Source organism: Rothia sp. HMSC061C12 (assembly GCF_001815755.1).
Lineage (GTDB): Bacteria > Actinomycetota > Actinomycetes > Actinomycetales > Micrococcaceae > Rothia > Rothia mucilaginosa.
This window is the reverse complement of sequence record NZ_KV821832.1, coordinates 1-24756: the sequence shown is the minus strand read 5'-3', so window position 1 is coordinate 24756 and position 24756 is coordinate 1. Positions and strand designations below refer to the sequence as shown.

The 24756-nt window shown below is 58.0% G+C and carries 23 protein-coding genes and 3 tRNA genes; 20 read left to right on the top strand and 6 right to left on the bottom strand.

Features of this window, described 5'->3' with window-relative positions; genetic code table 11:
- The 4 genes from HMPREF3055_RS00330 to HMPREF3055_RS00315 all read right to left on the bottom strand — a co-directional run bounded on the left by HMPREF3055_RS00330 (position 1) and on the right by HMPREF3055_RS00315 (position 4022).
- Positions 1–1068, bottom strand: a complete 1068-nt coding sequence (locus tag HMPREF3055_RS00330; protein ID WP_070604984.1) for a glycosyltransferase family 2 protein — start codon at positions 1066–1068, stop codon at positions 1–3.
- Positions 1069–1199: 131 nt separating this feature from the next.
- Positions 1200–2234 (bottom strand): inorganic phosphate transporter, encoded by a 1035-nt coding sequence (locus tag HMPREF3055_RS00325; RefSeq protein WP_070737261.1) that lies wholly within the window; start codon positions 2232–2234, stop codon positions 1200–1202.
- Positions 2234–2851, bottom strand: a complete 618-nt coding sequence (locus tag HMPREF3055_RS00320; protein ID WP_005504391.1) for a hypothetical protein — start codon at positions 2849–2851, stop codon at positions 2234–2236. Before HMPREF3055_RS00320 ends, HMPREF3055_RS00325 begins: the two co-directional genes overlap by 1 nt.
- Before the next feature lie 466 nt (positions 2852–3317).
- Complete coding sequence (locus HMPREF3055_RS00315; protein WP_070677360.1) at positions 3318–4022, bottom strand: histone acetyltransferase; 705 nt, start codon at positions 4020–4022, stop codon at positions 3318–3320.
- Positions 4023–4107: 85 nt separating this feature from the next.
- Here HMPREF3055_RS00315 and HMPREF3055_RS00310 point away from each other — a divergent pair.
- From HMPREF3055_RS00310 to HMPREF3055_RS00275, 8 genes are all read left to right on the top strand, one after another.
- A tRNA-Lys gene (locus HMPREF3055_RS00310) sits at positions 4108–4180 on the top strand.
- Between the two features lie 170 nt (positions 4181–4350).
- Positions 4351–4860 carry an asparaginase domain-containing protein gene (locus HMPREF3055_RS00305; protein WP_080974859.1) on the top strand — a complete coding sequence of 170 codons (510 nt, stop codon included), beginning with the start codon at positions 4351–4353 and terminating at the stop codon, positions 4858–4860.
- 1 nt (position 4861) lies between these two features.
- On the top strand, positions 4862–5578 hold the full coding sequence (locus HMPREF3055_RS00300) for an amino acid transporter (protein ID WP_070737258.1): 717 nt from the start codon (positions 4862–4864) through the stop codon (positions 5576–5578).
- 258 nt (positions 5579–5836) lie between these two features.
- Complete coding sequence (locus HMPREF3055_RS00295) at positions 5837–6574, top strand: organic solvent tolerance protein OstA (protein ID WP_246826863.1); 738 nt, start codon at positions 5837–5839, stop codon at positions 6572–6574.
- A gap of 110 nt (positions 6575–6684) precedes the next feature.
- Positions 6685–7278: a flagellar type III secretion system protein FlhB gene (locus tag HMPREF3055_RS00290; protein ID WP_005504401.1), complete on the top strand. Its 594-nt coding sequence runs from the start codon at positions 6685–6687 to the stop codon at positions 7276–7278.
- A 292-nt stretch (positions 7279–7570) separates the two neighbouring features.
- Positions 7571–9088, top strand: a complete 1518-nt coding sequence (locus tag HMPREF3055_RS00285; protein ID WP_246824386.1) for an ABC transporter permease — start codon at positions 7571–7573, stop codon at positions 9086–9088.
- A gap of 94 nt (positions 9089–9182) precedes the next feature.
- Positions 9183–10019, top strand: coding sequence for a multidrug ABC transporter permease (locus HMPREF3055_RS00280; RefSeq protein WP_070688709.1), 837 nt, complete (start codon positions 9183–9185; stop codon positions 10017–10019).
- A 201-nt stretch (positions 10020–10220) separates the two neighbouring features.
- Positions 10221–11045 carry a hypothetical protein gene (locus HMPREF3055_RS00275; RefSeq protein ID WP_044150056.1) on the top strand — a complete coding sequence of 275 codons (825 nt, stop codon included), beginning with the start codon at positions 10221–10223 and terminating at the stop codon, positions 11043–11045.
- A 122-nt stretch (positions 11046–11167) separates the two neighbouring features.
- Here the strand turns inward: HMPREF3055_RS00275 and HMPREF3055_RS00270 are convergent, their stop codons facing one another.
- On the bottom strand, positions 11168–11824 hold the full coding sequence (locus HMPREF3055_RS00270; RefSeq protein ID WP_049352327.1) for a DedA family protein: 657 nt from the start codon (positions 11822–11824) through the stop codon (positions 11168–11170).
- A 338-nt stretch (positions 11825–12162) separates the two neighbouring features.
- On the opposite strand from HMPREF3055_RS00270, the gene HMPREF3055_RS00260 reads away from it, so the two are divergent.
- The 9 genes from HMPREF3055_RS00260 (at position 12163) to HMPREF3055_RS00220 (ending at position 22339) form a co-directional block, all read left to right on the top strand.
- Positions 12163–14322: a RecQ family ATP-dependent DNA helicase gene (locus tag HMPREF3055_RS00260; protein ID WP_049352321.1), complete on the top strand. Its 2160-nt coding sequence runs from the start codon at positions 12163–12165 to the stop codon at positions 14320–14322.
- A gap of 41 nt (positions 14323–14363) precedes the next feature.
- Entirely contained in the window at positions 14364–14891 is a 528-nt protein-coding gene (locus HMPREF3055_RS00255) for a nucleoside deaminase (protein ID WP_049352318.1), read from the top strand.
- A 300-nt stretch (positions 14892–15191) separates the two neighbouring features.
- The gene (locus tag HMPREF3055_RS00250; protein WP_070737252.1) at positions 15192–15926 is read left to right on the top strand and encodes an ABC transporter ATP-binding protein; all 735 of its coding nucleotides are present in this window, start codon (positions 15192–15194) and stop codon (positions 15924–15926) included.
- A gap of 2 nt (positions 15927–15928) precedes the next feature.
- Complete coding sequence (locus HMPREF3055_RS00245) at positions 15929–18535, top strand: YhgE/Pip domain-containing protein (RefSeq protein WP_070737249.1); 2607 nt, start codon at positions 15929–15931, stop codon at positions 18533–18535.
- 80 nt (positions 18536–18615) lie between these two features.
- Positions 18616–19236 carry a TetR/AcrR family transcriptional regulator gene (locus tag HMPREF3055_RS00240; protein ID WP_070685951.1) on the top strand — a complete coding sequence of 207 codons (621 nt, stop codon included), beginning with the start codon at positions 18616–18618 and terminating at the stop codon, positions 19234–19236.
- 169 nt (positions 19237–19405) lie between these two features.
- Positions 19406–19492: transfer RNA gene (locus tag HMPREF3055_RS00235), tRNA-Ser, on the top strand.
- A gap of 206 nt (positions 19493–19698) precedes the next feature.
- Positions 19699–20337: a uracil phosphoribosyltransferase gene (upp, locus tag HMPREF3055_RS00230; RefSeq protein WP_049357378.1), complete on the top strand. Its 639-nt coding sequence runs from the start codon at positions 19699–19701 to the stop codon at positions 20335–20337.
- A 569-nt stretch (positions 20338–20906) separates the two neighbouring features.
- Positions 20907–21659 carry a winged helix-turn-helix domain-containing protein gene (locus HMPREF3055_RS00225; RefSeq protein ID WP_005504418.1) on the top strand — a complete coding sequence of 251 codons (753 nt, stop codon included), beginning with the start codon at positions 20907–20909 and terminating at the stop codon, positions 21657–21659.
- Positions 21660–21793: 134 nt separating this feature from the next.
- Positions 21794–22339, top strand: a complete 546-nt coding sequence (locus HMPREF3055_RS00220) for a SixA phosphatase family protein (protein ID WP_005504419.1) — start codon at positions 21794–21796, stop codon at positions 22337–22339.
- Positions 22340–22432: 93 nt separating this feature from the next.
- Here HMPREF3055_RS00220 and HMPREF3055_RS00215 read toward each other — a convergent pair.
- A tRNA-Ser gene (locus HMPREF3055_RS00215) sits at positions 22433–22524 on the bottom strand.
- 255 nt (positions 22525–22779) lie between these two features.
- Here HMPREF3055_RS00215 and HMPREF3055_RS00210 point away from each other — a divergent pair.
- The 3 genes from HMPREF3055_RS00210 (at position 22780) to HMPREF3055_RS00200 (ending at position 24680) form a co-directional block, all read left to right on the top strand.
- Positions 22780–23127 (top strand): DUF4190 domain-containing protein, encoded by a 348-nt coding sequence (locus HMPREF3055_RS00210; RefSeq protein ID WP_049340397.1) that lies wholly within the window; start codon positions 22780–22782, stop codon positions 23125–23127.
- A 209-nt stretch (positions 23128–23336) separates the two neighbouring features.
- Positions 23337–23837: a hypothetical protein gene (locus HMPREF3055_RS00205; protein ID WP_049352303.1), complete on the top strand. Its 501-nt coding sequence runs from the start codon at positions 23337–23339 to the stop codon at positions 23835–23837.
- Positions 23838–24035: 198 nt separating this feature from the next.
- The gene (locus tag HMPREF3055_RS00200) at positions 24036–24680 is read left to right on the top strand and encodes a DUF4190 domain-containing protein (RefSeq protein ID WP_049352300.1); all 645 of its coding nucleotides are present in this window, start codon (positions 24036–24038) and stop codon (positions 24678–24680) included.
- Positions 24681–24756: the final 76 nt, after the last annotated feature.

Genomic DNA, 24756 nt, shown 5'->3' with positions numbered 1-24756 from the left:
CTATGCGCCCTTCTGATCTGCCGACTCAGCCTCAGCACCGCGACGAACTAGGGAACGCTTCGCCAAGGAACGCAGCGCGCGGCCCGGGGTGCGCAGGTGCTTCAGAACCCGCAGACGCTCCTCAATAGCCTGCTGGCGGTTCTCAATGGCCTGCTGACGGGCCTCAATACGTGCCAGGCGGCTCTCAATAGAGCGCAGAATATCTAGGGATTCGCGGGTCAGATCGTGCCCGTCAATCACGCGACGCTCCAGGTCAGCCGCCAAATGCGCCTGATACAGGTACGCACCCGGTCGGGCACCCGCCTGCAAATCCTCACGGATAGCGCGGGCACGCACCATCGAATCGAAGCGGGCGTGATCAGCCTGGCGCTTCACGCTATTCGCCTCGGAGCCCTCCGCGTCGGGGCGTAGCGACCAGTACGCCAGCGGCTCATCCACCAGCAGAATATCCGCAACGGAGGCGGCACGCATGTTGAACTCCCAGTCGCCGACCACCGGCAGGGACTCATCGTAGAAACCGACCAGCTCGTGTAGGCTGCGGCGGTAGAGAATACCGATCGGCACGGCACGGTTCGTGCGGAAGAGGAACTGCAAACCCATGCCGGGCAGGCCGTCGTGGAAAATACGCTCCTCGTACACCTCGAACTCGCCGTCGGCGTTCTCACGTTCGTACCGCTCCACAACGCGGGTGGTGCACATGAGCGCGCCGCTCTCTTCCAGCGCCGCGACGGTGCGCTCCAGGAACTCGGGTGCCCACAGGTCGTCGTCATCGTGAATCGCCACGTATTCGGAGGTGGTCGCCGCCAAACCGGCGTTGGATGCCGCCTCCATGTTGCCGCCGGCGGTGGTCAGCAGCTGCACGCGGCTGGAATCGTGCGCGTTAGAACCCAGCAAACCCAGTGGAGAAGCCTCAATGACGGCGCGGGTTGCCTGCTCGTCGCCTCCGTCGTTAATCACGCAGACCGTGTAGTCGGTGAAGGTCTGCTGCGCGATATTCTCCAGCGCGCGGCTCAAGAAGCGGGGGCGGCCCTTCGTGCGGACCAGAATAGCTACGGTAGGGGAAGACATAACCACAATCAGTCGAGGGTGAGTGGGCGCGTGCCAGCCCAAGAACTCAACCATTATGAGGGTGCGCACCGTTCAGACTCAACCCGCCGCCCGGCTATCCCGCGGCAGTGAGCATGCACCGCCCCTAAAATCTAGTGGATGGACTGTAGAGCCACCATCGCCAGCACTCCGAACACAAAGCACGCCGGAATGGTTACCAGCCACACCAGAAGAATCTGCAGAACAATCCTGGACTTCAACGCATTAAAACGCTGGTTCACGCCCGCGCCGAGCGCCGAGGCGGTCGCCAGGTGCGAGGAGGAGAACGGCACCTGCAGCAGGAAGTAGCCGAGTACCTGAACCACGGCGGTCGTACCCTGGGCAACCGCGCCGCGGAACGGGTCCAGACGCACCATCTTGTAGGCGAAGGTGTAGCCGATGCGGCGGCCACCGGTCAGCGTGCCCGCACCCAGGCTGAGGGAAATGATGAGGGCGCCCAGCAGCATCCCGCCCCTGGTGAGGGACTGGAGTAGCGCCGGGTCCATGATGCGTTCGCTCAGCAGCGCCCACAGCAGCAAGTACAGGTAGCCGGTCTGCAGGCCGTGCAACAGCGAAATTGCGGAGGCAGACACCGCCAGCACCTCGCGGGCGTGCTGATTCACCAGGCGCGGATTATGCCCCACCACGAGCCGGTAGAACGGCACCACCATCAGCCAGGACAGCAGAAAAATGAGCGGCGGCAGGTAGAAGAGCGGCAGCAGGGTCGCCCCAAAAATATGCGGCAGGAAGGCGAGCGAACCGAAGCCTTCAGCGGCGCTGTCGATCCTTGTTTGGGTCCACCAGCTCACGCCGGCAAGGGCACCCACCAGCGCGTGGGTCGAGGAAGACGGAATCCTCGAAACCCAGGTGAGCACACCCCAGATAGCGCAGACCAGCAGCGCCGCAACAATACCGTTCAGGCCGGTGACGCCGTCCGGGGCGCTCACCCACGAGGCGGAATACTCACCGAGCAGCAGGAACGCACCGACCACGCCGAGCACGTTGAAGAGCGCGGCAAGGTACAGGGCGGAGCGCTCGCCGAGGGCGCGGGTACGCACCGGAACAGCGACGGCGTTTGAGGCGTCGTGCACACCGGTGACGTAGACCGCGGCAATAAAGGCGCAGCAGGCGAGAAGACCCAGGAGCATTAGGATTCCTGAACGATGATGCGGCCGATTTCGGCGGACACATCACGCATAGCGTTGGAGGCGGCGGTCAGCTGCGCCAGGAAGGTGGCGTAGCGGCGGTACCGTTCGGGGGTGTAGCGTTCGGCAATGTACGCGTCGTATTCTTCGGCGGTGCGCAGCGCCTGGCGGGAGATGCGCAGCATGTCCATCCAGTAGTTGTCGAGGCCGCGAATGTCGGCGAGTTTGGGGATGACGGCGGCGGTCAGCACCGCCTGACGCTGAATAATGTCCAGGATCGAGGTGATGTGCGTAGCGAAGCCGTCAATGCTGTGCAGGGACAGCACGTGCGCGGCGCTGGTGAGCTTCTCAACGGCGTTGGTGAGCTTGCGTGCCAGCGTGTACAGGTCTTCACGCGGGATCGGTGGGGAGAAGGAGCTACGCACCTCGGTGAGGGTGCGGAACAGCAGGTTCGTGGAGTCCGCCTCGTGGGTGAGCATGCGTTCGAAGAGTTCGGGGTACTCCGCGACGGGGGAGCCGACCATTTCAGAGAGCAACGCGGCGGCCTCACCGACCTGCGCTGAAATTTCAGCGAGGGAGGCGAGGGATTCGTTAGCGTGGGGAAAAAGTCGGTGCAGCATAGTTCCCAGTCTAACCAGTATCGGGGGTTGCGGGTGCGCGCAGCTCGGGGGTATCTCACGGGGCACACGGTTTTTATGCGCAATCGCGCCGAGCTGACGGCTGCTTCTAGACGGGGTTTTAAACGAAAAACGGTGGGGGTCGATTTCTCGACCCCCACCGGAACGTTTAGGGATGTCGGGTTGGGAGCGCCTCTCGGCGGAAGGCCGCTCGAAGCGGCTAAAGATTTGGAGCCCGGGGCTACCTATTAGCAACCCGACATCTTGTAATTATTATCCACCCGTACCCGGCACAGAGTCAATCGGAAACAGGCTTTTCACGCCTGCGTGACCCAATGTGGAACCTGTGCCAATTCGCGGCATGAACCCGCATTTTTGGGCGGCTAAACGGCGCAGAAGACTAGAATGCTTCGAGGTTGGGTTGCGATTTTTCCTGCGCAGAATCAGCCCCGGAACCCCCGTTAGCCTGTTAACTAGCCTCAACGGCGCGCAGCTGGGCGGCGACCGCCTCCAAATCGTGCGCAATCTGCTCCATCTGCTGTGCCTGACGCGGCATACGAGCGCGACGCTCCACCGCCTCACGCTTCACCTCGTGGCTACCCGGAACCGCACCATCCTGTCCGGCAGAGCGCGCATAATCGGTACGAATACCCAACGCCACCACGTGCGCAAACGCGGCGCAGCGTTCCATCGCAATATCCATATCGCCGGTGTACAAGCCCGCCAGAATCTCATCAATCGTACGGACCACCTCATCGGCACCCGGCGGGTCGGGAACACCCGCCACCACGTGCGAACGGTAATCCTCCGCCATACCCAGCTCAAAGGCGCGACTCACCCCGCGCGGCGAACGATGCACCACATCCCGCAGCCAGTACATGCGCCACAGCGCACCCGGCAGGGAGTGGGCGCTCGCGTGGGACCAGAGTTCGGCGAGCATTTCGATACCGTAGTCGTCGGTGAAGCTGACGAGCCGCTCGGTCATCTGCTCGTCGGTGCCGCGTCCGCGCATCAGCAGGATACGTGCGGAGGCGTGTGCCGCCTCTTCGCGTGCGGCGGGGTCCATGCCGCCTTCGTGGCGTTCAAACTTTTCGGCGGAGTAGAGGACGGGTCGGTGGTGGGTTCGGTGTCGGGTGCGCCCGGAGGCGCTGGGTGATGATGTGGGTGTAGACATAGGATTTTCCAGTGTACCGCCACTGCGCTGGGGTCGGTAGTGTATAGTATTTCTATCTGCACACTTTCAATTTTGTGTGGATGGAGCGCCTTTAGCTCAGTCGGTAGAGCTACGGACTTTTAATCCGCAGGTCGTGGGTTCGAGCCCCACAGGGCGCACTAGCCGACCCGTCGCCTCCCGCTTTGCGGGGGTCGGCGGGTTTTTGCGTCTTCACCCTCGTGTGCGGGGTTTTACCCCCGTGTTGATTCCGTGTGGTGGGGCGTGTCCTGCCGGGTTGGCCTGGCAGTTTTTGATTTGTGTACGTTGACCCGAAAAGATGAGGAAACCCGTGAGCGTCACCATTAAGAACCCTGAAGAAATCACGATTCTTGCCACTGGCGGCACGATCGATAAGTTCTATTCGGTGGCGGGCACCATGGATATTGGTGAGCCTGCCGCTAAGGACCTGCTGGACCGCGTCATCACTGACGTGCGCTTCGATATTCGTCCGCTGATTGGCAAGGACAGCCTGGACATGACCGATGAGGATCGTGCCGAGCTGACCGAGGCGCTGAACGCTGTCACTAACGACCAGGTGCTCATCACTCACGGTACCGACACCATGCCGGAGACTGCCCGTTACCTGGTGGAGCACGCCGACCTGGGCAATAAGGTCGTGGTGCTGACCGGTGCGATGCAGCCCGCCGTGATGGCTCGTTCGGATGCAGGCTTCAACCTGGGTGCCGCTATTGCCGCCCTGAATCTGCTGGAGCCGGGTGTGTACATCAGCATGAGCGGTCGTATTTTCCCTGCTGAGAGCGTGCGTAAGGACCGTTCGCGCGGCATTTTTGAGGGCTAGGATGGCTGATTCCGCTCGTATGCGGCGGGGTGAACCGGTTTCTGCCGCTGAGCTTGCGCCGGTTGAGGGCTCCTCGGATCTTGTGCCGCAGGAGCATATGTCGCAGGCGCAGCTTATGCAGCTGCAGGCTATGGATGAGCTGGAGCAGCAGGCTGATGAGTTCTGGAATGTCACCAGTGATTACCCGCTGCCGGCTAAGAACCTGTACCTGGTGCGTGTGCTGCTGCTGGTCGTACCCTCGCTGATTACTGTTTATTACTTCATTCGCGTCACGCTTTTCCCGATTGGTGCGGTGCCGCTGGTCTACCTGGTGATGCACATGTGGGTCGCCATGATTTACCGGGCGAACCGTTCGGTGAAGTTGGTGTTGCTGGCGAATGCGGCATCCGGGGTCGCGGCGGCCATTATGACGGCGTTCTTTGCCTATGCGCTTGTGACGGTGCAGGGCCCGCAGACGCTGCTGGACCGTGTGGGCGTGTTCTATACGGTGGGCCTGCTGACGGTCATGGCGTCGTTCGCATTGGAGGTTCTGTTCTCGCTGTTCTATAGTTTGGCGGTTCGTAGGAGCTTGCGTTTGACGCGGCAGAAGCAACAATCGGAGCAGCAGGGCGCAGAAGAGCAGAAAGCAGAGGAACCGAATCCGGCAGAGCCGAATACCGAGGCGCCGAACGCTGAGGAGTTGAACACTGAGGCTTCGCGTACTGCGGAGCAGAACTAACGCGCACCGACGGGCGGGGATTTTCCCCGCGCATCCGCGCCTCTGGCCGGTGGTGCCTGAGGGGTGGGGATAGGGCGATAAGAGGCGGTGTGACACGCTCTCAGTGATGCCCAGCCACTGCTCAGATTCCCTTAAAGTACGCGTGATACGGTAGAGACAGAAACACGACCCGCACCTGCCAGGAGGCCACTCATGGGCGCTACACACCTGAACACAGATGCCGCTTCATCCGCAGAACACCCGGATGAAGATATCAGTATGCAGACCCGCTTTCAGGCGCCTATCCGTCACGTGACTCCTGCCACGCCGGAGGTGTCCGTTCCGCTGAACGCGCCGCCTGTGGTGACGGGCTCGCATCCGGTTATTTCGGCGACTTCTACCGTCATCATTCAGGATGGTACGAACCCGCCGATTGTGGTGCGTACGCATCCGACGGGTCCTCTACCGCCGTTCCCGGGGCAGGGGCAGTTGCCCGCTTTTCTGCGCACCTACACCGCTGATGAGGTGAAGGAACGCAAACAGAAGCTCAAGAAGAACCTGCTGGTCCGCGCCGTTATTCTGTGCATTTTGAGCATCGTTGAAGGCCTCATTATCTCCCAGTACACGCAGCCGTTGGCGATTTGCTTTGGTTTTGTGGCGGCGCTTTACCTGGTGGTTCAGATGTGGCCGCTGATGCGCCCTCCGCGTGATTCGGCGGACGCCTCCGTGTATAGCGTTTGGGCTATCTGCTCCCTGATTGGGTTTGTTGCGGTGGGGCTGGTGCTTTCACCGATTACGTTCCTGCTGCTGATGCTCGACTGGGCTGGGGTTTCGATGGGGCTTGACCCCCTGCTGATACTTGTTGTCTTGGGCTTGGTCTGGTTGAGCGAGGTCGGTTTATCGTTGCTGACCATTTACCGCTTCAACAACTTGCGAATTGCGATGGCGAACCAGGTAGATTCTCCGTCGCTACCTGACAGTATTTCTGCGACGGTTGACCCGTCCACTTCTGCCTAAAGTTTTGAGGCGGCGCGGTAGACGAACGCCGCGCCGCCGCCCACACTCACATCACACACTCGCTCATACGTTTTCCGCACACTATCAGCCGATATCCGAAAGATTCAGCTATGTCCGCCGTCGAGTCCTCTCCGCCATCCGCTCCGAACACCACGCATCCTACGAAGCCCGCCACCCCCACTCTCGTGTCTGTGGCGGGTTGGGTTCTGCTTGTTATTGCTGTGGGCTGGCTGGCGCTGATTGCGTACACCGGCGTCTCCTATGCGACTACCCATTTGTCACATTTTTCGACCTGGCGCGCCCAGTCGCTGGTGGATGCGCAGGCGTACTATCCGGTGCTTTTCCTGATGGTCAGCGCGTTCGGTAACGTGACCCTGCACGGTTTCTGCACGGTGGCTTATCTGCGTGGTTACCGGTGGGCGGCGTTGGTGCTGTCGGTGGCGTTGGCGTTGGGCGTTTTGGCTTCTTTGCTGATTATGCTGACTGTGGCGGCTCTTCTGGGCACGTTGAATGGTGCGCCGAGCCAGGATGTTGAGCTACTGCTCAGTAGCGCTTCGCCGCTGTACACGCCGGTGTATATTGCGGGTCCGTACATGCTGGTGTGCGTGGTGGCGTTGGCGTTGGTGTGGTCGCGTCAGTCGCGTTCTTATATGGAGGCGCGCCGTGATTGGCGTGTGCGCCGCAGCGAGGATTACCTGATTTAGCCTCATTTCTTGCCGCGGATCCTGCAGGTCCTGTGGGGCCCGGGTCTGCGGTTTACCGATAACTTTTTTTACCCAACCACTATTCACACAACCACAGTTAGGATGACTCGTGCACCCTACTTCCGAACCTGCGCACGAATCCTCATCGCAGACTAGCCCCGGCGCCCCCAAGCGCACATATGATGAGCGGGCGGCGTTTGAAGAGGCGAAAAGAAACCTTGGCATAGTTGGCGAGAGGGAGCAGGAATTTAACCGGGGACTGGCGATTCTTGGTAAAGCCTATTCCATCGCTATGACGCTCATCCTGGTGTATTTCCTCCTGGATGCGTACCAGATTCTTGTTACTGCGGGTCGTAGTGTGAACATCGGCTCGTTCCTGAGTTATGCCCTGCCGAAGGTTCTGCCTGAGGCCATCGTGGTGGTGCCGTTCCTCTGGATCGTTCTGGATTGGGTCAAGGATGGGTACATTAATCCGCGCCGTCTGATGATGCTGTACCTTCTGCTGTGCTCCTTGAGCGGTGTGCTTTCTTTCGCCGGTGTTTTTGGTCTGGCTCAGGTGCTTTTCCCTGCGTTCACTGCTTTGGATCCGGCGTCGCATCCTGCCGCCGCTTCGTCTATCGTGACGCAGGCTCTGGTGGCGGTCATTACGGCGGGTAGCGCCGTCCTCATGTTCCTGCTGACTCGCCCTGCCGTGGGGGCGGTTCCGAGCCGTGCGGTAATTCGGAAACAGATGTGGGCTATCGAGGAAAACACCTCGGGTGCCGAGGATGACGAAGAGCTGACTCGCGAGGATGTTCTTCGTCAGCTCGAGAAGGAAGAGGGCCCTGTTAAGGACTCTACCGAGCATCTGTTGCGTGAGCTTTCTGCCGATTATGCGCTCTCGAATGATCCGGTGGAGAAGAACCGCCTGCTGGATGAGATACAGCAGGTTCAGCGCGCCCAGAAGGCGGGTGTAAAGCCTAATGTTGGTGGCGCCTCCACTGGTGAGGCGGGTAAGCCCCACGAGCAAGCACACGGGGGCGAGAAGGCTACTGCTGGCTCTACCGCGCCTGCCGCGCCTGCCGCGCCTAAGGTGGTGCTCCCGCCGCGCCCGAAGGCGCTGCGCGGCGTCATGCGATGCTTTGTCGCCATTATGGCGGTGGAAGCAACCCATAAAATCTTCCTACATATGATTGACGGGCGTTCAGCCGATGGCGTCGAATTATGGGTGGGTTTCATTATCCCCGGTGTAGTGCTCCTCCTCGTTGAGCACGCCATACCGATGTTTGTTCTCTGGCGATTATGGAGAGGTCGATTCTGGGCGTATGTCGTCATCTTTATTAGCTTCGCTTATATAGCTATCAGGGGCTTGATAGATTTTGTGAACACCTTCCTGACGACTGGTTATCTTTCCCGGTTGCTGAATGGCACGCAGACGTGGAGTTCTCAGTACTACGCGGCAGCTGTGCTGTCTAGGAATGTTGCCGACACCTTGATTACGCTCCTCTCCACCCTGATTGTTGTGTTGCTCTTGAGCCGTTCCACCAGGGTTTATATGGCTACCGCGAGGTTGGCGCGGTTGAAGGCGCGCGAACAGGTGAACGCCGGTGAGACTCGGGTCGTTAGGCATCAGGACGCAGAAATGCGTGCTCACATGGAAGAAGAGCAGACGCGTTGGGAAGAAACGGAAGCTAACCGACGAGCTGAAGAAGCGGTCGCGCAGCAGTACAAGACGACCCGCCGCACGGATGCACGGAGGAACTCCCGCAGCGAACAGCGCGGCTACAAGGATACTTCCGTGTACACCGAAGAAGGCTACCGCCTCAACTAGGGCAAGATGCCCCTCCTCATGGGGAAACTCTCTTCTGCACCCGCCCTGCGCTATAGCGTGCGGGGCGGGGCGCGAAGAGTAGAAAGGAACAATGATGTCAGAACGCACCCCAAAGCAACCGTTGAACGATCCGGAGTACACGGTTCCCGAGTACAGCGTGCTGTTGCCCTCCGACGAGGCTGAAAATAGCACGGTGGAGAGTAGTGCGGCAGAGGACAACGCGCCCGGCGACAGCGCCCCCGAGCACGCCAGCACCCCCGAGCAAGCCACTACCGGCTATCGGGAGGCGACCGCCGACTACACCGCGACTGTCTCCGCCGAGCAGGTAATTCCGAAGCGCCCGCAGGCTATGCGCAGCGTCATATGGTGTGCAACCGCCATGATTGCGTTGGGGACCCTGAGTAATTTTCTGTCGGTTATGCTCCCATGGCAGTCGTATATCGATTTTGAGATGGTGGTGAGAACTCTCTTCTCCATGCTGGCGTTTACCCTCTTCGCCTCCATCATCCCGATCTTTATCCTCTGGAAAGTCTGGGATGGCCGTGAGTGGGCGCGCATTCTTGCCATCATCTACTGCGCTCTCGCGGCTGCTAGCGGTGTGCTTATTCTTGCGGATAATTTCTCGGAGTTAAGCTCTAGAGCGGCTGCGGCGTCCAGCCTGGTGCGTATCGCGAGCGGCGTTCTTACTCTCGTTCTTTACCTCCTGATGATTGTGCTGCTGACTCGTGCTCCTATTAGGACGTACACCCAAATCGTTAGCGGGGCACGTGCGCTAGAACACCAGCAGATGATGTCTGAGACGAGACAGGCTGCCGGTCAGGTCCCGGCAGAACTTCGAGAGATTTTCGCTGACGATGAGGATGACGAACGCACCTCATCAGGGGGAAATACCCCTCGACCCCCGCACCGTAGCGCGGGATGGGGCACGTAGAAAGGAACATCAACGTCAGGAGTTCCGGGGCTAGCCCTCGGAATGGTGCACGTGGTTACTCGGATACCTCTGAATACGCTGAGAAAGGGTACTGCTTTCCTAGGGTGCGGCGCGCCTCTTTATATCCTTAAGGTAAGACTCTTTAACGCCCGCTCCGTGCACTGTAGCGCGGGGTGGGTGCCAGGGGAGAAAGGAACGACGATGTCAGAACGTACCCCGAAGCAGCCCTTGAATAATCCGGAGTACACGGTTCCCGAGTACAGTGTTTTGCTACCGTCCAATGAGCCTGAAAGTAGCACGGTAGAGGGTGACGGCACATCCAACAACACCGCCACCAACAACGCCGCCCCCACCGGTGCGGTAGACAATAACGCGGCAGAGGATAACGCACCCAGCAACGGCGCTCCCGAGCATGCCACTACCGGCTACCGGGACGCGACCGCCGGTTACGTTGCCGCCTCCGAACATGCGGGGCGGGTACGCCCGAAGGCTCTGCACAGTGCTAAGTGGTGCACCGCCGCGATTATTATTCTGTCGCTTTTCAGTACTATCCAATTCTTCCTGCTCTACGGTAAACCAATCGCCGGTGTGGTGACGCTACCTGAGCTTATCGTGCGTATGCTGGGGTACCCTCTCATCTTTGTTCTTATCCAGATTTTCCTCTTCTGGATGACCTGGAAAGGACACAGATGGGCGCACATACTTACCCTCATGTACAGCGCCTACGAGGTCTTGAGCCGCATGTTTGTGTATGTGGAAGATTTCCTCATAGACTCCAGCTATCTCGCCTTGTTGATGGACGAGTTGCAGTCCCGCGACTCTGCAGATTTTGCGGTCACTCTTCTCATAGATACTGCGATTGGTGTCTTCATTACTGTCCTCTACATCCGGAATATTGTGTTGCTGACCCGTCCATCTGTGTGGGCGTACACGGCTACCGGCAGAACGTCGCATAGTCAGGTGGTTGATCAGAATCCACAGGCACCTAACACGAACTTCAATGAAGGCGGGAACCGCCTCAACTAGGATGTTTGCCTCAAACGGCGCCACTATCACCAAAAGGCTCAGAGCGTGAAAAGGGTGGGGATACCAAACGGTATCCCCACCCTTTCTCATCCCCGGCTCAGCAGCCGAGAAGGACTCACGTATTACTCAGCAGATTCCTGCTTCGCCTTCGAACGGCCACGCAGGTACTCGATAATAACCGGCACCACAGAAACCGCCACAATAATCACAGCAATGTACTCAATGTTGTTGTGCACGAACGGAATACCGCCCAGCAGCACACCCGCCAGACCAATCGAACCAATCCACGCAACCGCGCCAACAACATTCCACAGGTGGAACTTCTTACGGTCGTACGAAGAAATACCAGCCGCAAGAGACACAAAAGTACGAACAATCGGCACGAAACGACCCAGAACCAGAGCCAAGCTACCGCGCTTCTGGAAGAATTCCTCAGTAGTGTGCAGGTTCTTAGTGCTCAGAATCTTCGCGTCATCCTTGAAGATCTTACGGCCGTAACGGGCACCAATCTGGTAGCCAACCTCAGCGCCAGCAATAGCAACCAGCACCAGGACCGGGAAAGCAACCCACAGGGACAGGCCCATCTGCTCATGAAGCATACCCAGAGCAAAAATCAGGGAGTCACCCGGAAGAACCGGGAAAAGAACACCGGACTCAATAAATACGATAATTGCCGAAACAACCAGAACCCAGGGGCCGGTATCGAGCAGGAACTGCTCAAGGTCGAGGCCCAAGAGCGCAACCGGAAGATGCGCCAAAGCGATGGCAAGAAAAGTCATGAAAAATCCTGAACTGTGAGTGGACCGCACGCACGGATCGGCGGCGGAATAACACCAGCATAGAAAGTGTACCTATGGTGAACATTGTGCAAAACTATGCGGAGGCTGTGTATTACTGGCACAATTCTACCGGCATTTACGCCGGACGCACGGGTGAGCGAGGCGTAAATCTCCCCACCATCGCGGCTAAACAGCCGGAGGTGACGCGGCGCTCGCACGCTTCCTCAAGAAATGACTATCCGCAGAGCCGGGCGATACCGGGGTGTGACATGATGGAAAGAGAGCACGGCGCGTCGCGGCGTAGCGATTGACCCAACCATCCACCGTTGGAGAGAACCATGAACCCCGAACAGCCAGCGTCCAGCCCCGCCGATCTCCTGCATGCTGAAGCCCGTGAAGTGTTGCGCTGCCTCACCGGCGTCACTAATGCCGAGTTCCACGACGGCCAGTATGAGGCGATTCGCGCCCTCGTAGCCGACCGCGCCCGCACCCTCGTCGTGCAGCGTACCGGCTGGGGTAAGTCTGCGGTCTACTTTATTTCTTCCCTGCTGTTGCGTGCCCGCGGTATGGGCCCGGCTCTTATCGTCTCCCCGCTGCTTTCCCTCATGCGTGATCAGGTTGAGGCGGCATCCCGCGCGGGAGTGCGTGCCGCCATGGTGAACTCCGCGAACGTCACCGAATGGGATGAAATCCGTACCCGCCTCGAAGCTGACGAGCTTGATGTGCTCCTGGTGGGCCCCGAACGCCTCAATAACCCGGCGTTCCGTGAGCAGTGGCTGCCGTACCTGCTGCCGCGCCTGGGTCTGCTCGTCATTGATGAGGCGCACTGTATTTCTGACTGGGGCCATGACTTCCGCCCCGACTACCGCCGTATTGGTTCGCTCATTAGATCTCTGCCGGTGGGTGTGCCGGTGCTGGCGACTACCGCAACCGCGAATGACCGCGTTAGCCGCGATATCGCCGAACAGCTCAGCACCGATACCACCGCACCCGTGCATGTGCTGCGTGGTCCGCTGTCCCGCGAGTCCCTGCGCCTGGGCGTTCTGACCCTGCCCCATGAGGCGCAACGCATCGGTTGGCTGCTCACGCACCTGAACAGCCTGCCCGGTTCGGGCATTATCTACACGTTGACTGTCTCTGCGGCAGAAGATACCACAAATGCTCTGCGTGCCAGCGGCTACAAAGTGCTCGCCTACACCGGCAAAACTGACCCGGATGAGAGGCTGGTTGCAGAGCAGGCACTCAAGGAAAACCGGGTGAAGGCTCTTGTCGCGACAAGTGCCCTCGGTATGGGTTTTGATAAGCCTGATTTGGGTTTTGTCGTGCACCTGGGCGCGCCGTCGTCTGCGGTGAGCTACTACCAGCAGATTGGCCGCGCCGGACGAGGCGCCGTCAACGCTGATGTTCTGCTCCTGCCCGGTCGTGAAGACCGCGCCATTTGGGAGTATTTTGCGACAGCCTCCATGCCTAACGAGGAGCAGGCGTTGGCGGTGCTGGATACCCTCGCCCAGTCCCCGGAGGGGTTGAGCATTACCGCGTTGGAGGCGCGCGTTCAGTTGCGCCGCTCCACCCTGGAGCTTCTGCTGAAGGTGCTGGATGTTGAGGGTGCCGCCGTGAAGGAAGGCAACTATTGGCGTCGAACCTCTTCGCCGTGGCAGTACGATAGTGCCCGTTACGCGGCGGTGGCGCAGGCGCGTGTGCTGGAGCAGAACGCTATGCTCGAGTATGAACGCACTAGTCAGTGTCGTATGCTTTTCCTGGCTCAGCAGCTTGATGATGCTTCCGCGACTGCTTGTGGTCGTTGCGATGTGTGTGCGGGTCCCTGGTACCCGGTTGAAGTTCCTGCTGAGGCGCAGCAGGCGGCGCAGAGTAGCTTCAATACGGTGGGTGTGCCCCTGCAACCGCGCCGTATGTGGCCGAGCGGGCTGGATCAGCTGATGGGTGCGGATGCGCCGCGCGGTCGTTTGTCTAAGGATGAGCAGGCTGAATCCGGTTACGCTTTGGCGCGTCTGAGCGACATGGGGTACGGTACTCGTCTGCGTGAGTTTCTGGCGACGAATGAGCTGGGTGAGCCGGTTGATTCTGAGGTCCCTGCCGAGCTGGGTCGTGCTTGCGTGAAGGTGCTTGCCGCTTGGGAGTGGTCTGAGGCGGGTCGTCCGGTGGCGGTGTTGACTCTGCCTTCGCCGGTGCGTCCTCGTTTGGCTCAGTCCCTGGGTAGGGGATTGGCGTCGGTGGGTCGTCTGGTGGATTTGGGCTGGGTGTCTCTGGTGGGGGAGCCGCGTTTCTTTGGCGGTAATAGCGCGTTCCGTTGTGCGGATGTGCTGCGCTCGTACCGGGTGCCTGCAGAGGTTCTGGACTATGTGCGTGAGCATCGGTGCCCTGTTCTGCTGGTTTCTGATGTGGTGGATTCGCGGTGGGCGTTTACGGTTGTGGCGCGTGAGCTGCGGCTGGCAGGTGCTTCTGCGGTGTATCCTTTCTCTTTGGCTGCCACCCACTAGTTGCGCCCATTAGTGTTTATTTATTCCCCTGACGAGGTTGTATGTCATATTCGGAATATTCAAAATTGACGGTCACAGACGGTTCTTCCGCTGTGCTCAGCGATATTCCCGCTCGCCCCGAACACGGCGAGTGGATGGTCCGCGCCCTCGCCGAGGGTGCCGCCGCGGGTGAGCGTGGCGAGATCCCTATCGGTGCTGTGGTGGTGGATGAGCAGGGCGTCATTATTGGTTCGGCGGGCAATACCCGCGAGCGGGAGCATGACCCCAGTGCCCATGCGGAGGTGAATGCGATTCGTCAGGCGGCGGCGCATCGTGGTCAGTGGCGCCTGGACGGGTGCACGCTCGTGGTGACGGTTGAGCCGTGCCTGATGTGCGCCGGCACGATCCTGGCGTCGCGCGTTTCGACGGTGGTTTTTGGAGCCTGGGAGGAGAAGACGGGGGCTGCTGGCAGTCGTTACGATGTGCTGCGTGACGGCAGGGTTGCTCCGGCTCCCGAGGTGTATGCGGGTGTGTGTGCTGATGAGTGTGCGCAGCTGATGGTGGACTTCTTTAAGGAACGCCGCCCCTGATCGCCCCTAGGCCTCACCCCTAAAAGATGGTTCGTAAAACGCGAAAAGCCGTGCAGAGATTACGTGGCTTTTCGCGTTATTTGTACGAAAAACCCGATTTATTTGAAAAATACTTCAAAAATTTCAAAAATGACCCCTGAATTTCAAGAAAAGCCCACCACATCACACATAACCGGGTCTACCATATATAGGCATTGGAGCCTCCGCCTGCCCGCGCTTGACGTTTAATACCCCGCGCGGTGCCCGCGGATGACTCCCAGAAACTCACCCGAACCATCCATTCTCTGAGGGGATCTAACCGTGTTAAGCGTTGACAATATTTGGGCGAAAGGGCGCCACACTCCGCTTTTTGACCGCACCACCTTCTCAGTGGGTGAGGGTGAAGTCATTATTGTTCAGGCGGATAGCCAGTTGGAGCGTACCTCTCTCGCGTTGGCGCTGACTGGTCGCCTTCCCCTGTCCGGCGGCACGATTAGCTGGAGCGAAGGCGATGATGAGCCTCGCCCTATTTCGATGAAGCGTCTGCGTGCTCTCAGCAGCGTGGTGGACTCTCCTGATGTGACCGCTCCTGAGCAGCATATGCGCGTGCACGATTACGTGTCGGAGATGCTCTCCTATAACCTGCCGATTTTTGGTCGTTCCCGCGCGAGCCGCTGGCTGGCCGAGCGCGGTCTTGAGGACCTGGACGGCTTGTGGATGGACGAGATTAGCGGCGAGATGAACATTGAGCTGATGGCTGCTTTGGCGCAGCATAGCCCCTCTGACTTGCAGGTTTTTGATACTCCTTCCCGCCACCTGAACCATACGTACATGTGGCTTCCGTACCTGGAGGAGCTTGCCGCCGATGAGGACCACCCGCGCACGGTGGTGGCGATTGTGCCTCATATTTCTGAGTCTTGGCATGGTGCGCGTGCTGTGGTCGGTCGTGCCCCTGAGGAACAAGCCTCTGAGGAAAACGTGTCGGCTCCTGTTGAGGGCGAGATTGAACCCTCCAATGATTCCCCCGAACATGGCGAAAACGCTGAGAAGGAGTAAGAATGACTGTTCTGCGTGTTGCACTCGTTGAGCTGAAGCGCCTGACCAGCGGTGTTCTGCCGGTTCTGGTGCTGCTTGCGATGTCCTGCATTCCTCTGCTGTACGGCGCCCTGTACCTGTACGGTAACTGGGATGCTTACGGCCATGTGAATGGCATTGTGGGTGCCCTGGTGGTTGAGGATGAGGGCGCGGAGGATTCTGAAGGTAAGCAGGTGAACACCGGTGCTGATGTGCGCCAGTCCCTGCTGGATGCTGGCACGTTTGATTGGCGTCAGGTGCAGACTCGCACTGAGGCTGTTGAGGGCGTGGAGAACGGCACCTATGACTTTGCGATGGTGATTCCGAAGGACTTCTCCCGTAATTTGCAGAGTGCCGGTTCGTTCAAGCCTGATGCTGACGGTAAGACGGGCACTATTGATGCGCGTTCGGCGGGCATTGAGGTCATTACGAATGATGCCAATAACTATGTGCTGACGAATATTGTCACGAAGGCGGGCACTGCGGTGCGTGATTCGGTGGCGGAGAAGGTCGGTAATTCTACGGCGAATTCGCTGTTGGCTAGCTTCACGACGATTCATTCGAAGATGGGTGAGGCTGCTGATGGTGCGTCGAAGGTGAATAACGGCACGGTGAAGCTGGCGGACGCTATCACTCAGCTGAAGGACGGCACTGCCACGGTGAATGATGGTGCCGTGAAGCTGAAGGATGGTACTTCTTCTCTGGCTGATGGTCAGTCCCAGTTGTTGGATGGTCAGAAGCAGTTGGCGGAGGGCGCCGCGAAGCTTGCTGATGGCGTTTCGACTTTGGATTCTGGTGCCGAGAAGCTGGATTCTGGTGCTGCGAAGCTTGCCGATGGTGCTTCGAGTTTGAAGGATGGTTCGTCGACTTTGGCTTCGGCTGCGGCGTCTGCTTCTGATGGTGCGTCGAAGCTGAAGGATGGTTCGGCGACTCTGGCTGAGGGTACTGCGAGCTTGAAGAGTGGTTCGGCTTCGGTGGCGAAGGGTGCTAATGATTTGGCGTCTGGTATCCATCAGTTGCGTGAAGGTATGGATCAGGCGGGTATTCGTGAGTTGCCGGCCGAGTTGAACGCGATGTGCATGCGCCTGCATGAGACGGATACGTCTGCCGGTAGTGGCGATTTTGGTCGTGATCTGTCGAATACCGTGGTGTCTGCGACTGCGCAGAAGGTGCGTGCTCAGGTGACTCCTCTGGTTGAGGCGGGTACGTTGACTCAGGAGCAGGCTGATCAGCTGGTCGCTGCTGTTGATTCTGAGGAGACGAAGAATGAGGTTGCTGAGCTGAATCAGAAGGCTCTGCAGTCGCATCTGGCTACTCGTGATGCTGCCGCTGCTGATGCCCTGTCGAAGCTGAGCGCATTGAAGTCGAGCCATTGTATTTCTGATGGTTCGTCGTCGACTGCGGTGAAGATTCAGACTTTGGTTGCTGGCGTGGATTCGCTGGATTCTGGTGCTTCGTCGTTGGCGAAGGGCGCTTCGTCGGTAGCTGATGGCGCCGCTCGTGTGGATGCTGGCGCGTCCTCGTTGGCGTCAGGTTCGGCGAGCCTGGCTGATGGTAATTCCAAGATTGCTTCGGGTGCTTCGAGCCTTGCGAGTGGTTCTGCGACTTTGTCTGGTGGTGCTTCTGAGCTGAAGGAGGGTACTGATTCTTTGAAGAGCGGTACTGCCGAGCTGAAGGATGGTAGCGGTACTTTGGCGGAGAAGGAGCAGTCTGCGGTTGAGGGTCAGCAGAAGTTGGCTGATGGCGCGAATGAGCTGAAGGATGGTGCGTCGAAGCTTTCTGACGGTACGGCGAAGCTGTCTGACGGTTCTTCGCAGCTGAATGATGGTGCTTCCGAGTTGAAGGATGGTACTTCGTCGCTGGAGAGCGGCCTGGCTTCTGGTGCTAAGCAGGTTCCGAGTCTTGCGCCGACTGATCAGGCGAAGGTTGCGGATACGATGTCGAACCCGGTGACTTTGTCGCATGATTCCTTGGCGTCGGCTCGTAACTATGGTGAGGGCATGGGTCCGTTCTTCATGTGCTTGGCGTTGTGGATTGGCGGCTTGATGCTGGTTCAGACGCTGCGCGTGATGAATAACCGTGCGTTGGCGTCGCATGCTCCGTCGATTCGTGTGATGCTCGGTAGCTGGATGCCGTTCGGGCTGGTGGGTATTGCTCAGGCGACTCTGATGTTTGCCGCGATTAAGTTTGGTTTGGGCTTTGAGATGGCTCATCCGTGGCTGGTGTGGCTGTTCCTCTGCTATGTGGCTTTGGTCTTTACCGGTTTCATTCATGGTTTGACGGTGATTTTGGGTGCGCCGGGCAAGCTTGTTGCTTTGGTCATTCTGATTCTGCAGTTGATTACTGCGGGCGGCACGATGCCGTATGAGACTTTGCCTGAGTCGATTCGTTGGATGCATGATTTCTTCCCGATGGGCTATGCGGTGGCGGGTACGCGTCGTTTGGCGTATGGCATTAATGAGTCGAGCCTGTGGGGCATCATGCTGGTTTTGACTCTGTGGGGTCTGGCTGGTCTGGTGTTGGGTTACATTGGCACGCGTCGTGATCGTACGTGGTCCCTGAAGAAGCTTGCGCCGGAGATTACTGTGTAACGAACCCTATTTGGTCGCACCGGGGGAAAACTGTCTAATAAAATAGAGATATATCTGCAAAAAGGGAGGGAGGACTGCTGATGTTGCAGCGCCCAGTCGCTGAAGCTTCAAGTCGTCGTCCCGGCCGTACAGGTAGAACTCAGTTGAAGTTGTTCAACGCTGCTATGGAAATCATGACCCAAAAGGGGCTTGAGTACGCCACTGTTGAAGAGGTGGCTGCCCGGGCGGGTGTTTCTAAGGGAACCGTGTATTACAACTTCGGTTCTAAGAAGACCATGGTGGATCAGCTGGTTCAGTACGGCACGCAGTTGCTGCTGAGCGATGCGCGTCGCGCGGCGTCGGTTCATTCTGATCCGCGTGAGGCGTTGCGGAGCGCTGTTCGCGCCGCGTTCCAGTATCTTGAGGACCGTCCGGGTTTTACTCGGATGTGGCTTGCGGAGACGTGGAAGGGCGCGGATGGTTGGACCGAGGCGATGAGCGATAACCGTCTGAATCTTCTGGATTATTTGCAGGAGATGACGGAGGCTGTGGCTCGCCGCTATACGGTTGATACCGCTCAGAATCCGCGTGCGATTGCGATCTCTATGTTCGGAGCGATTTATATGCTTGCTATGGATCGTGAAGTGCATCAGGCGGAGCGCAATGCTGAGGATGCAACGCGTGCTGTCATGCTAGTTGTAGATGGGTATATCCGTCATTAGGCGGACCTGTTGGGGTCTGCAGACGTGCCGGGACTTTCGGGGTCGGGTGTCGAAAAGGGCGCGGTGAAAAGGGGCCGTGAAGAGGGCGACACCCGGCTGCCGTACGCGGCACGATAGGTGGGCTCGTTCTTGCCCTCCTGTTGGGGGTGTGCTATAGTTTTCCACTGTTGGTGGTGTGTCCGAGCGGCCGAAGGTGCATCACTCGAAATGATGTTTGGTGTAAAAGCCAACGGGGGTTCAAATCCCTCCACCACCGCACCAACGAAAACCCGTCGACATTTGTCTCGGCGGGTTTTTGCATGCCCGGATTGTTCTGGATTGTTCTGGGGTGGTGTTGACGGGTGCGTTGGTGGGTGCCTTGGCTGGTGTTTGTGCGGCGGTATTTGCCTAGTTTTATAGGGTGTGTGCCACTTCCGGGGCTTTATCGGTGCTTGCTGATTTGGGGGTGGGTAAAATCGTATTATGCGTATTAAGATTCTTGACCACCCGCTGGTCTCTCACAAGATTAGTGTTCTGCGTGATAAGAGCACTCCGTCCCCGATTTTCCGTCAGCTGGTTGATGAGCTGGTGACCCTTCTGGCTTATGAGGCGACTCGCGAGATCCGCGTGGAAGAGGTTGAGGTTGTGACTCCGGTGGCGACCACTACCGGTGTTCGTATTGCTGATCCTAAGCCGCTGGTTGTTCCGATTCTGCGTGCTGGTTTGGGCATGCTGGAGGGTATGACTCGCATGGTTCCGACCGCTGAGGTGGGCTTCCTGGGTATGGCTCGTAATGAGGAGACCCTGGATATTGTGACCTATGCTGAGCGTCTGCCGGAGGACCTGACTGGTCGTCAGGTGTACCTGCTGGATCCGATGCTGGCTACGGGTGGCACTCTGATTGAGGCTATTAAGTTCCTGCGTAAGCGTGGTGCTGAGTCTGTGACTTGTGTGTGCCTGATTGCTGCTCCTGAGGGCATTGCTGCTCTGGAGAAGGGCATTGAGGGTATGGAGAATGTTGACCTGTTCCTGGCTGCTCGTGATGAGCGTTTGAATGAGAAGGCGTACATTATTCCGGGTCTGGGCGATGCTGGTGACCGCCTGTACGGTCTGGCTGAGTAGTCTTTTAGCGTTATTTACGTGATGTGAGCGGGGCGCCTCTGCATATGTATGTGTGGAGGCGCTTCGCTATGTCTTGCGGGTGTTCGGCTGGTTGCGCGCCGCAGTGTGGCGGTGTGTGTATAACCCATCCGGGGCTTGGGTGGCGATGGTGCTGCTGGGTGCCGGCGTGGGTTTTTGAAACACACCACCTATTATGTGATGAGGAACACAATATGGTACTGGAGGGTGCATTAAAACTTCAAGGGTATTCACAGCTTCACATGAAAATGCAGGGTGTACCCCATACATAACAGAAACCGTGAATATTTATGTGAGAAAAAAGCTGAAAGCCTCAGGTTCCGCATGAAACCTCCCAAAATGGGGGAAGGGTATTGTACTCCTCTTTGTGACAAAGGAGAATCCACTATGTCGAATCCGCTTGATTTATCCGTCAAATAGGAGAAATATTAAGTAAGAGGATTGAGTCTCGAACAGGTATTGGGGACTGTTTGACTCGGCGTCACTTCCGGCGCACCCTACACTACGTACGACTGGGATCCCGTACACAGACTTTGAGAGAAGGTTGAACCATGTCAGGCGCAGTACCTGGATATGTGCACATCTCCCAGCGCGGCCGCGCCGCTAAGCGCCAGGTCGTGCAGCCTCAGCGTCCCGTTGCGCAGGCCGCAACGTTGCGTCCGATGACTTTCTCAGCCGGTGACCCTGCCCATAAGCAGGCTCAGGAAAATGAGGCACGCGGCTTTGTGCTCTATGTTGGTTTGAATGAGGAACTTGCTGCAGCGAACGGTACCTCCCTGGTGCGTATCGTTCAGGATCTGCGCACTTACGCACACCACCTGGCTCCCGAGTCGGAGTCGTACGCCGCTGTGGCGTTGGCTCCGGTGAATGCTGAGGGTAGCGACCTTGAGGTGGTACGTAATGCGCTCGGTGATCCGACCGCAATGTATATGCACCCGGAGGCGCATGTCGCCCGCGAAGCAGAGACCACGAATAGCCACTCTTCGGGTGTGCTGATTGATTTGGCGCGCCGCGAGGTGTTCCTGGATGGTGAGCCGCTCATGCTGACCTTCAAGGAATTCGAGCTGCTGGCACATCTGGTGGAGAACTCTTCCCGCACCGTGGGTCGTGAGGAGCTGCTGAAGGCGCTGTGGAGCTCCGGTGACGAGCATCCGCATGAGCGTACGATTGACGTGCATATTCGTCGTCTGCGTTCGAAGCTGGGCCGTCTGTCGGGTACCGTGCGTACGGTGCGCGGTCAGGGTTACCGCTTCTTTGAGCACCCCGAGGTTGTCGTCTGGGCTGCTCCGGAATACTCAATCTAGTTTTTAGAGTGCACCCCGGTGTGCTGGCGTGATGCCGGTGCGCCGGGGTTTACTTGTGCCCGCCTGGGGGGTGTTAGTGTGCGTGCTGTGGCGGCGTGCGGCACGTTCCGGCGCCCTCTAGATAGAATGGGTGTATGGCTGAAAATTCTTCCAACACTGCATCTGGCTCGCACCGCAGCGGGGTCAAGCGTCTGATTATTATGCGCCATGCGGAGGCTGATTGGGGTCTGAATGATTTTGATCGTCCGCTGACGAAGCGTGGCCATGAGCAGGCTGCCGCTGCTGGCGCCTGGCTGGCGGCTCGCGGTTATATTCCGGAGCAGATTATGTCGTCGTCGGCTTTGCGTACTCGTCAGACGACGACTTGGGTTTCGGATGGTTTGGGGGCGAAGGCGCCTACTGCTCATCTGGATGAGGGGCTGTATGAGGTGTCTGCGTCCCGCATTATTGCGCGCATCAACAGTGTTTCGGAGAATGTTCATTCTTTGATGGTGGTGTCGCATCTGCCCGGCGTGCAGGATGCCGCGCAGCGCCTGATGAGCCCGGATTCTGACCCGAACGCGTCCATGGATGTGTATTACGGTTTCCCGCCCTCTTCTATTGCGGTGTTTGAGGTGCCGGGGGAGTGGGCTCTGCTTGATGGGGCGGATGCGCGCCTCGTGGACTTCAAGAGCTTCTAGACCAGAAGTTTCTAAACCAGGAGTTTCTAGGCTTTGTGCCTGAATGAAATGGGTAAAGCAAAAGCCCCGTACCAGCCGGTACGGGGCTTTTTGTGGCGGAGACGGGGGGATTTGAACCCCCGGTCGAGTTTAACCCCGACCCTTCATTAGCAGTGAAGTCCATTCGGCCGCTCTGGCACGTCTCCACGGTGCGCTCGTGAGCGCATCCCTATAAGAATATAGGCTGTTTTGCGCTTGGTCAATTCGGCCCATGCTTTGGGGGATATCTCTGAGTATGTGTTGCTTTATAGGGTGGACTATGGATTGTGCGCTTTGAGGCTCATACACATTTTCGATAGACTGCTTACTGTCCGACCGATAAATAGAGGGCGTCTCTGGCGTGTGATTTTTTCATGCAACGTTGCCAGAGTTGTCTTATTTACTCAACGAAATGAGAAATCATGTCTGAAAACCCCAACAACCCCCAGCCCCAGTTCAACCAGGACCCCCAGTTTAGCCAGCAGGCACCCCAGTTCAATCAGCAGGCTCCTTACGGTGTGCCCGTTCAGACCCCTGAGCAGCAGGCTCAGGCGAAGAAGGCAAAGACCCTGTCGATTGTCTCTCTGGTGAGCGGTATTGTGAGCTTCTTTGTCCTCGGTTTCATCCTTGGTGCTGTAGCTATTGCGACCGGCCGCCTGGCTATGAACAACCCTGAGCTGAAGAACCGCGGTATGGCTATTGCCGGTACTGTTCTAGGTGTCGTCAGTATTATTTTGCTGGTCGCTCTGAAGATTTTTGTAAAGCAGTAAGATTGAAGCTACCTGCAGTAGCCTCATGATTTGAAGAAGCCCGCGAGCGCCCCGTGTGTTCGCGGGCTTCTGTGCGCCTCATCAGTTTTCTGGTCAGTGCATATATGCTGCGGATAGCTCCAGAATGACGAATCCGTTTGTGCCCACCTCAGCGATAGGTTAGGGTGAGTAAGGTTCAATACACACCATTCACACGAAAGAGGGACCACATGTCTCAGAACCCGCAGGACTCTAACTCCTACGACTACAACCCGGAATACGGCAACCTGAACGAGCAGAACGCTCAGAACGGTCAGCAGCAGTACCAGCAGCAGTACCAGCAGCCTGGTCAGTACGGTCAGCCTATGATGGTGCCTGTCGGCATTGTTCAGAAGACCCCCGAGCAGCTTGCTGGCGAGAAGGCTGGTCAGACCTCCATGGTGCTCGGCATTATTGGTCTGATCTGCAACTTCTTTGTTAGCTGGTGGCTGTTCGGTCTGCCCTCGCTGATCATGGGTGTTATCGGCATTATGAAGGCTAATGAGGCTGAGCGTTTTGGCACTGCAGCTTCGGGCGGTCGCATCATGGGCTGGATTAACGCAGCTTTTGGTGGCCTGTTCTTGGTTGTAATCGGTGGTTTCCTGCTGCTGGGTCTTATCGGCGCGGCAGGTGCTGCTTCTTCCTCTTCCAACCACTTTACTGAGCTGGTCAGCACCCTGGCACTCTTCTAAGAGCTCATTCGCAGGGTATAGCGGAAGCCCCGTTCCTCGATGTGAGGAGCGGGGCTTTTGCGTACCTGATAAGGCGCATATCCAGCGCATCAAAGTCTGTTGTGCGGGGTTGCATAACGGCCTTAGTTGTACCCGTTCCATTCATGGGTTAGGGTGAATTAGGTTTAACACACACCAGCCGTACGAAAGTGAGATGCCATGTCTCAGACTCCTCGGGGTTCAGACCCCTACGACTACAACCCGGACTACAACCGTCTGAACGAGCAGTACAACCAGAACGGCCAGTACGGGCAGAACACTCAGTACGGTCAGTATGGCCAATACGGTCAGGGTTCTTACGGCCAGTACGGGCAGAGCTCCTACGATCAGTATTCTTATGACCAGTACGGTCAGAATTCGTACGGTCAAGACCCATATGGTCAGAATCAGTATGACCCGTACGGTCAGCAGTACCAGCAGCCCGACCAGTACGGTCAGCCCATGATGGTTCCTATGGGTTTTTTGCAGAAGACCCCCGAGCAGCTTGCCGGTGAGAAGGCTGCTCAGACTTCCACGGTGCTGGGTATTATCAGCTTGGCGTGTATAGTGACTCTCAGCTGGTGGCTGTTTGGTCTGCCTTCCCTGATTCTGGGTGTTATCGGTATTTTCAAGGCGAACGAGGCAGAGCGTTATGGTGCGGCTGCTTCAGCTGGTCGTATCTTGAACTGGATTAGCGTAGCCATTGGTGGCATGTTCCTGGTGCTTTTCGGCGGAGGTCTTCTGCTAGCAATTATGCTGGCTCTTTCTGATTCTGCCGCAAATTCTAGTCTCGTGGAGACTGTGCAGATACTGGCATTCTTCTAAACACTTTCACCCTCATTGGAGGGTACGCAAAAGCCCCGCTCCTCAATACTGAACTGCGCCCCGAAACTTGGACGCA

Coding starts and splice junctions, on each gene's coding strand:
- HMPREF3055_RS00330 (WP_070604984.1), bottom strand. CDS start 1,068: ATGTCTTCCCCTACCGTAGCTATTCTGGTCCGCACGAAGGGCCGCCCC.
- HMPREF3055_RS00325 (WP_070737261.1), bottom strand. CDS start 2,234: ATGCTCCTGGGTCTTCTCGCCTGCTGCGCCTTTATTGCCGCGGTCTAC.
- HMPREF3055_RS00320 (WP_005504391.1), bottom strand. CDS start 2,851: ATGCTGCACCGACTTTTTCCCCACGCTAACGAATCCCTCGCCTCCCTC.
- HMPREF3055_RS00315 (WP_070677360.1), bottom strand. CDS start 4,022: ATGTCTACACCCACATCATCACCCAGCGCCTCCGGGCGCACCCGACAC.
- HMPREF3055_RS00300 (WP_070737258.1), top strand. CDS start 4,862: ATGGCTGATTCCGCTCGTATGCGGCGGGGTGAACCGGTTTCTGCCGCT.
- HMPREF3055_RS00295 (WP_246826863.1), top strand. CDS start 5,837: ATGCAGACCCGCTTTCAGGCGCCTATCCGTCACGTGACTCCTGCCACG.
- HMPREF3055_RS00290 (WP_005504401.1), top strand. CDS start 6,685: ATGTCCGCCGTCGAGTCCTCTCCGCCATCCGCTCCGAACACCACGCAT.
- HMPREF3055_RS00285 (WP_246824386.1), top strand. CDS start 7,571: ATGACGCTCATCCTGGTGTATTTCCTCCTGGATGCGTACCAGATTCTT.
- HMPREF3055_RS00280 (WP_070688709.1), top strand. CDS start 9,183: ATGTCAGAACGCACCCCAAAGCAACCGTTGAACGATCCGGAGTACACG.
- HMPREF3055_RS00275 (WP_044150056.1), top strand. CDS start 10,221: ATGTCAGAACGTACCCCGAAGCAGCCCTTGAATAATCCGGAGTACACG.
- HMPREF3055_RS00270 (WP_049352327.1), bottom strand. CDS start 11,824: ATGACTTTTCTTGCCATCGCTTTGGCGCATCTTCCGGTTGCGCTCTTG.
- HMPREF3055_RS00260 (WP_049352321.1), top strand. CDS start 12,163: ATGAACCCCGAACAGCCAGCGTCCAGCCCCGCCGATCTCCTGCATGCT.
- HMPREF3055_RS00255 (WP_049352318.1), top strand. CDS start 14,364: ATGTCATATTCGGAATATTCAAAATTGACGGTCACAGACGGTTCTTCC.
- HMPREF3055_RS00245 (WP_070737249.1), top strand. CDS start 15,929: ATGACTGTTCTGCGTGTTGCACTCGTTGAGCTGAAGCGCCTGACCAGC.
- HMPREF3055_RS00240 (WP_070685951.1), top strand. CDS start 18,616: ATGTTGCAGCGCCCAGTCGCTGAAGCTTCAAGTCGTCGTCCCGGCCGT.
- upp (WP_049357378.1), top strand. CDS start 19,699: ATGCGTATTAAGATTCTTGACCACCCGCTGGTCTCTCACAAGATTAGT.
- HMPREF3055_RS00225 (WP_005504418.1), top strand. CDS start 20,907: ATGTCAGGCGCAGTACCTGGATATGTGCACATCTCCCAGCGCGGCCGC.
- HMPREF3055_RS00220 (WP_005504419.1), top strand. CDS start 21,794: ATGGCTGAAAATTCTTCCAACACTGCATCTGGCTCGCACCGCAGCGGG.
- HMPREF3055_RS00210 (WP_049340397.1), top strand. CDS start 22,780: ATGTCTGAAAACCCCAACAACCCCCAGCCCCAGTTCAACCAGGACCCC.
- HMPREF3055_RS00205 (WP_049352303.1), top strand. CDS start 23,337: ATGTCTCAGAACCCGCAGGACTCTAACTCCTACGACTACAACCCGGAA.
- HMPREF3055_RS00200 (WP_049352300.1), top strand. CDS start 24,036: ATGTCTCAGACTCCTCGGGGTTCAGACCCCTACGACTACAACCCGGAC.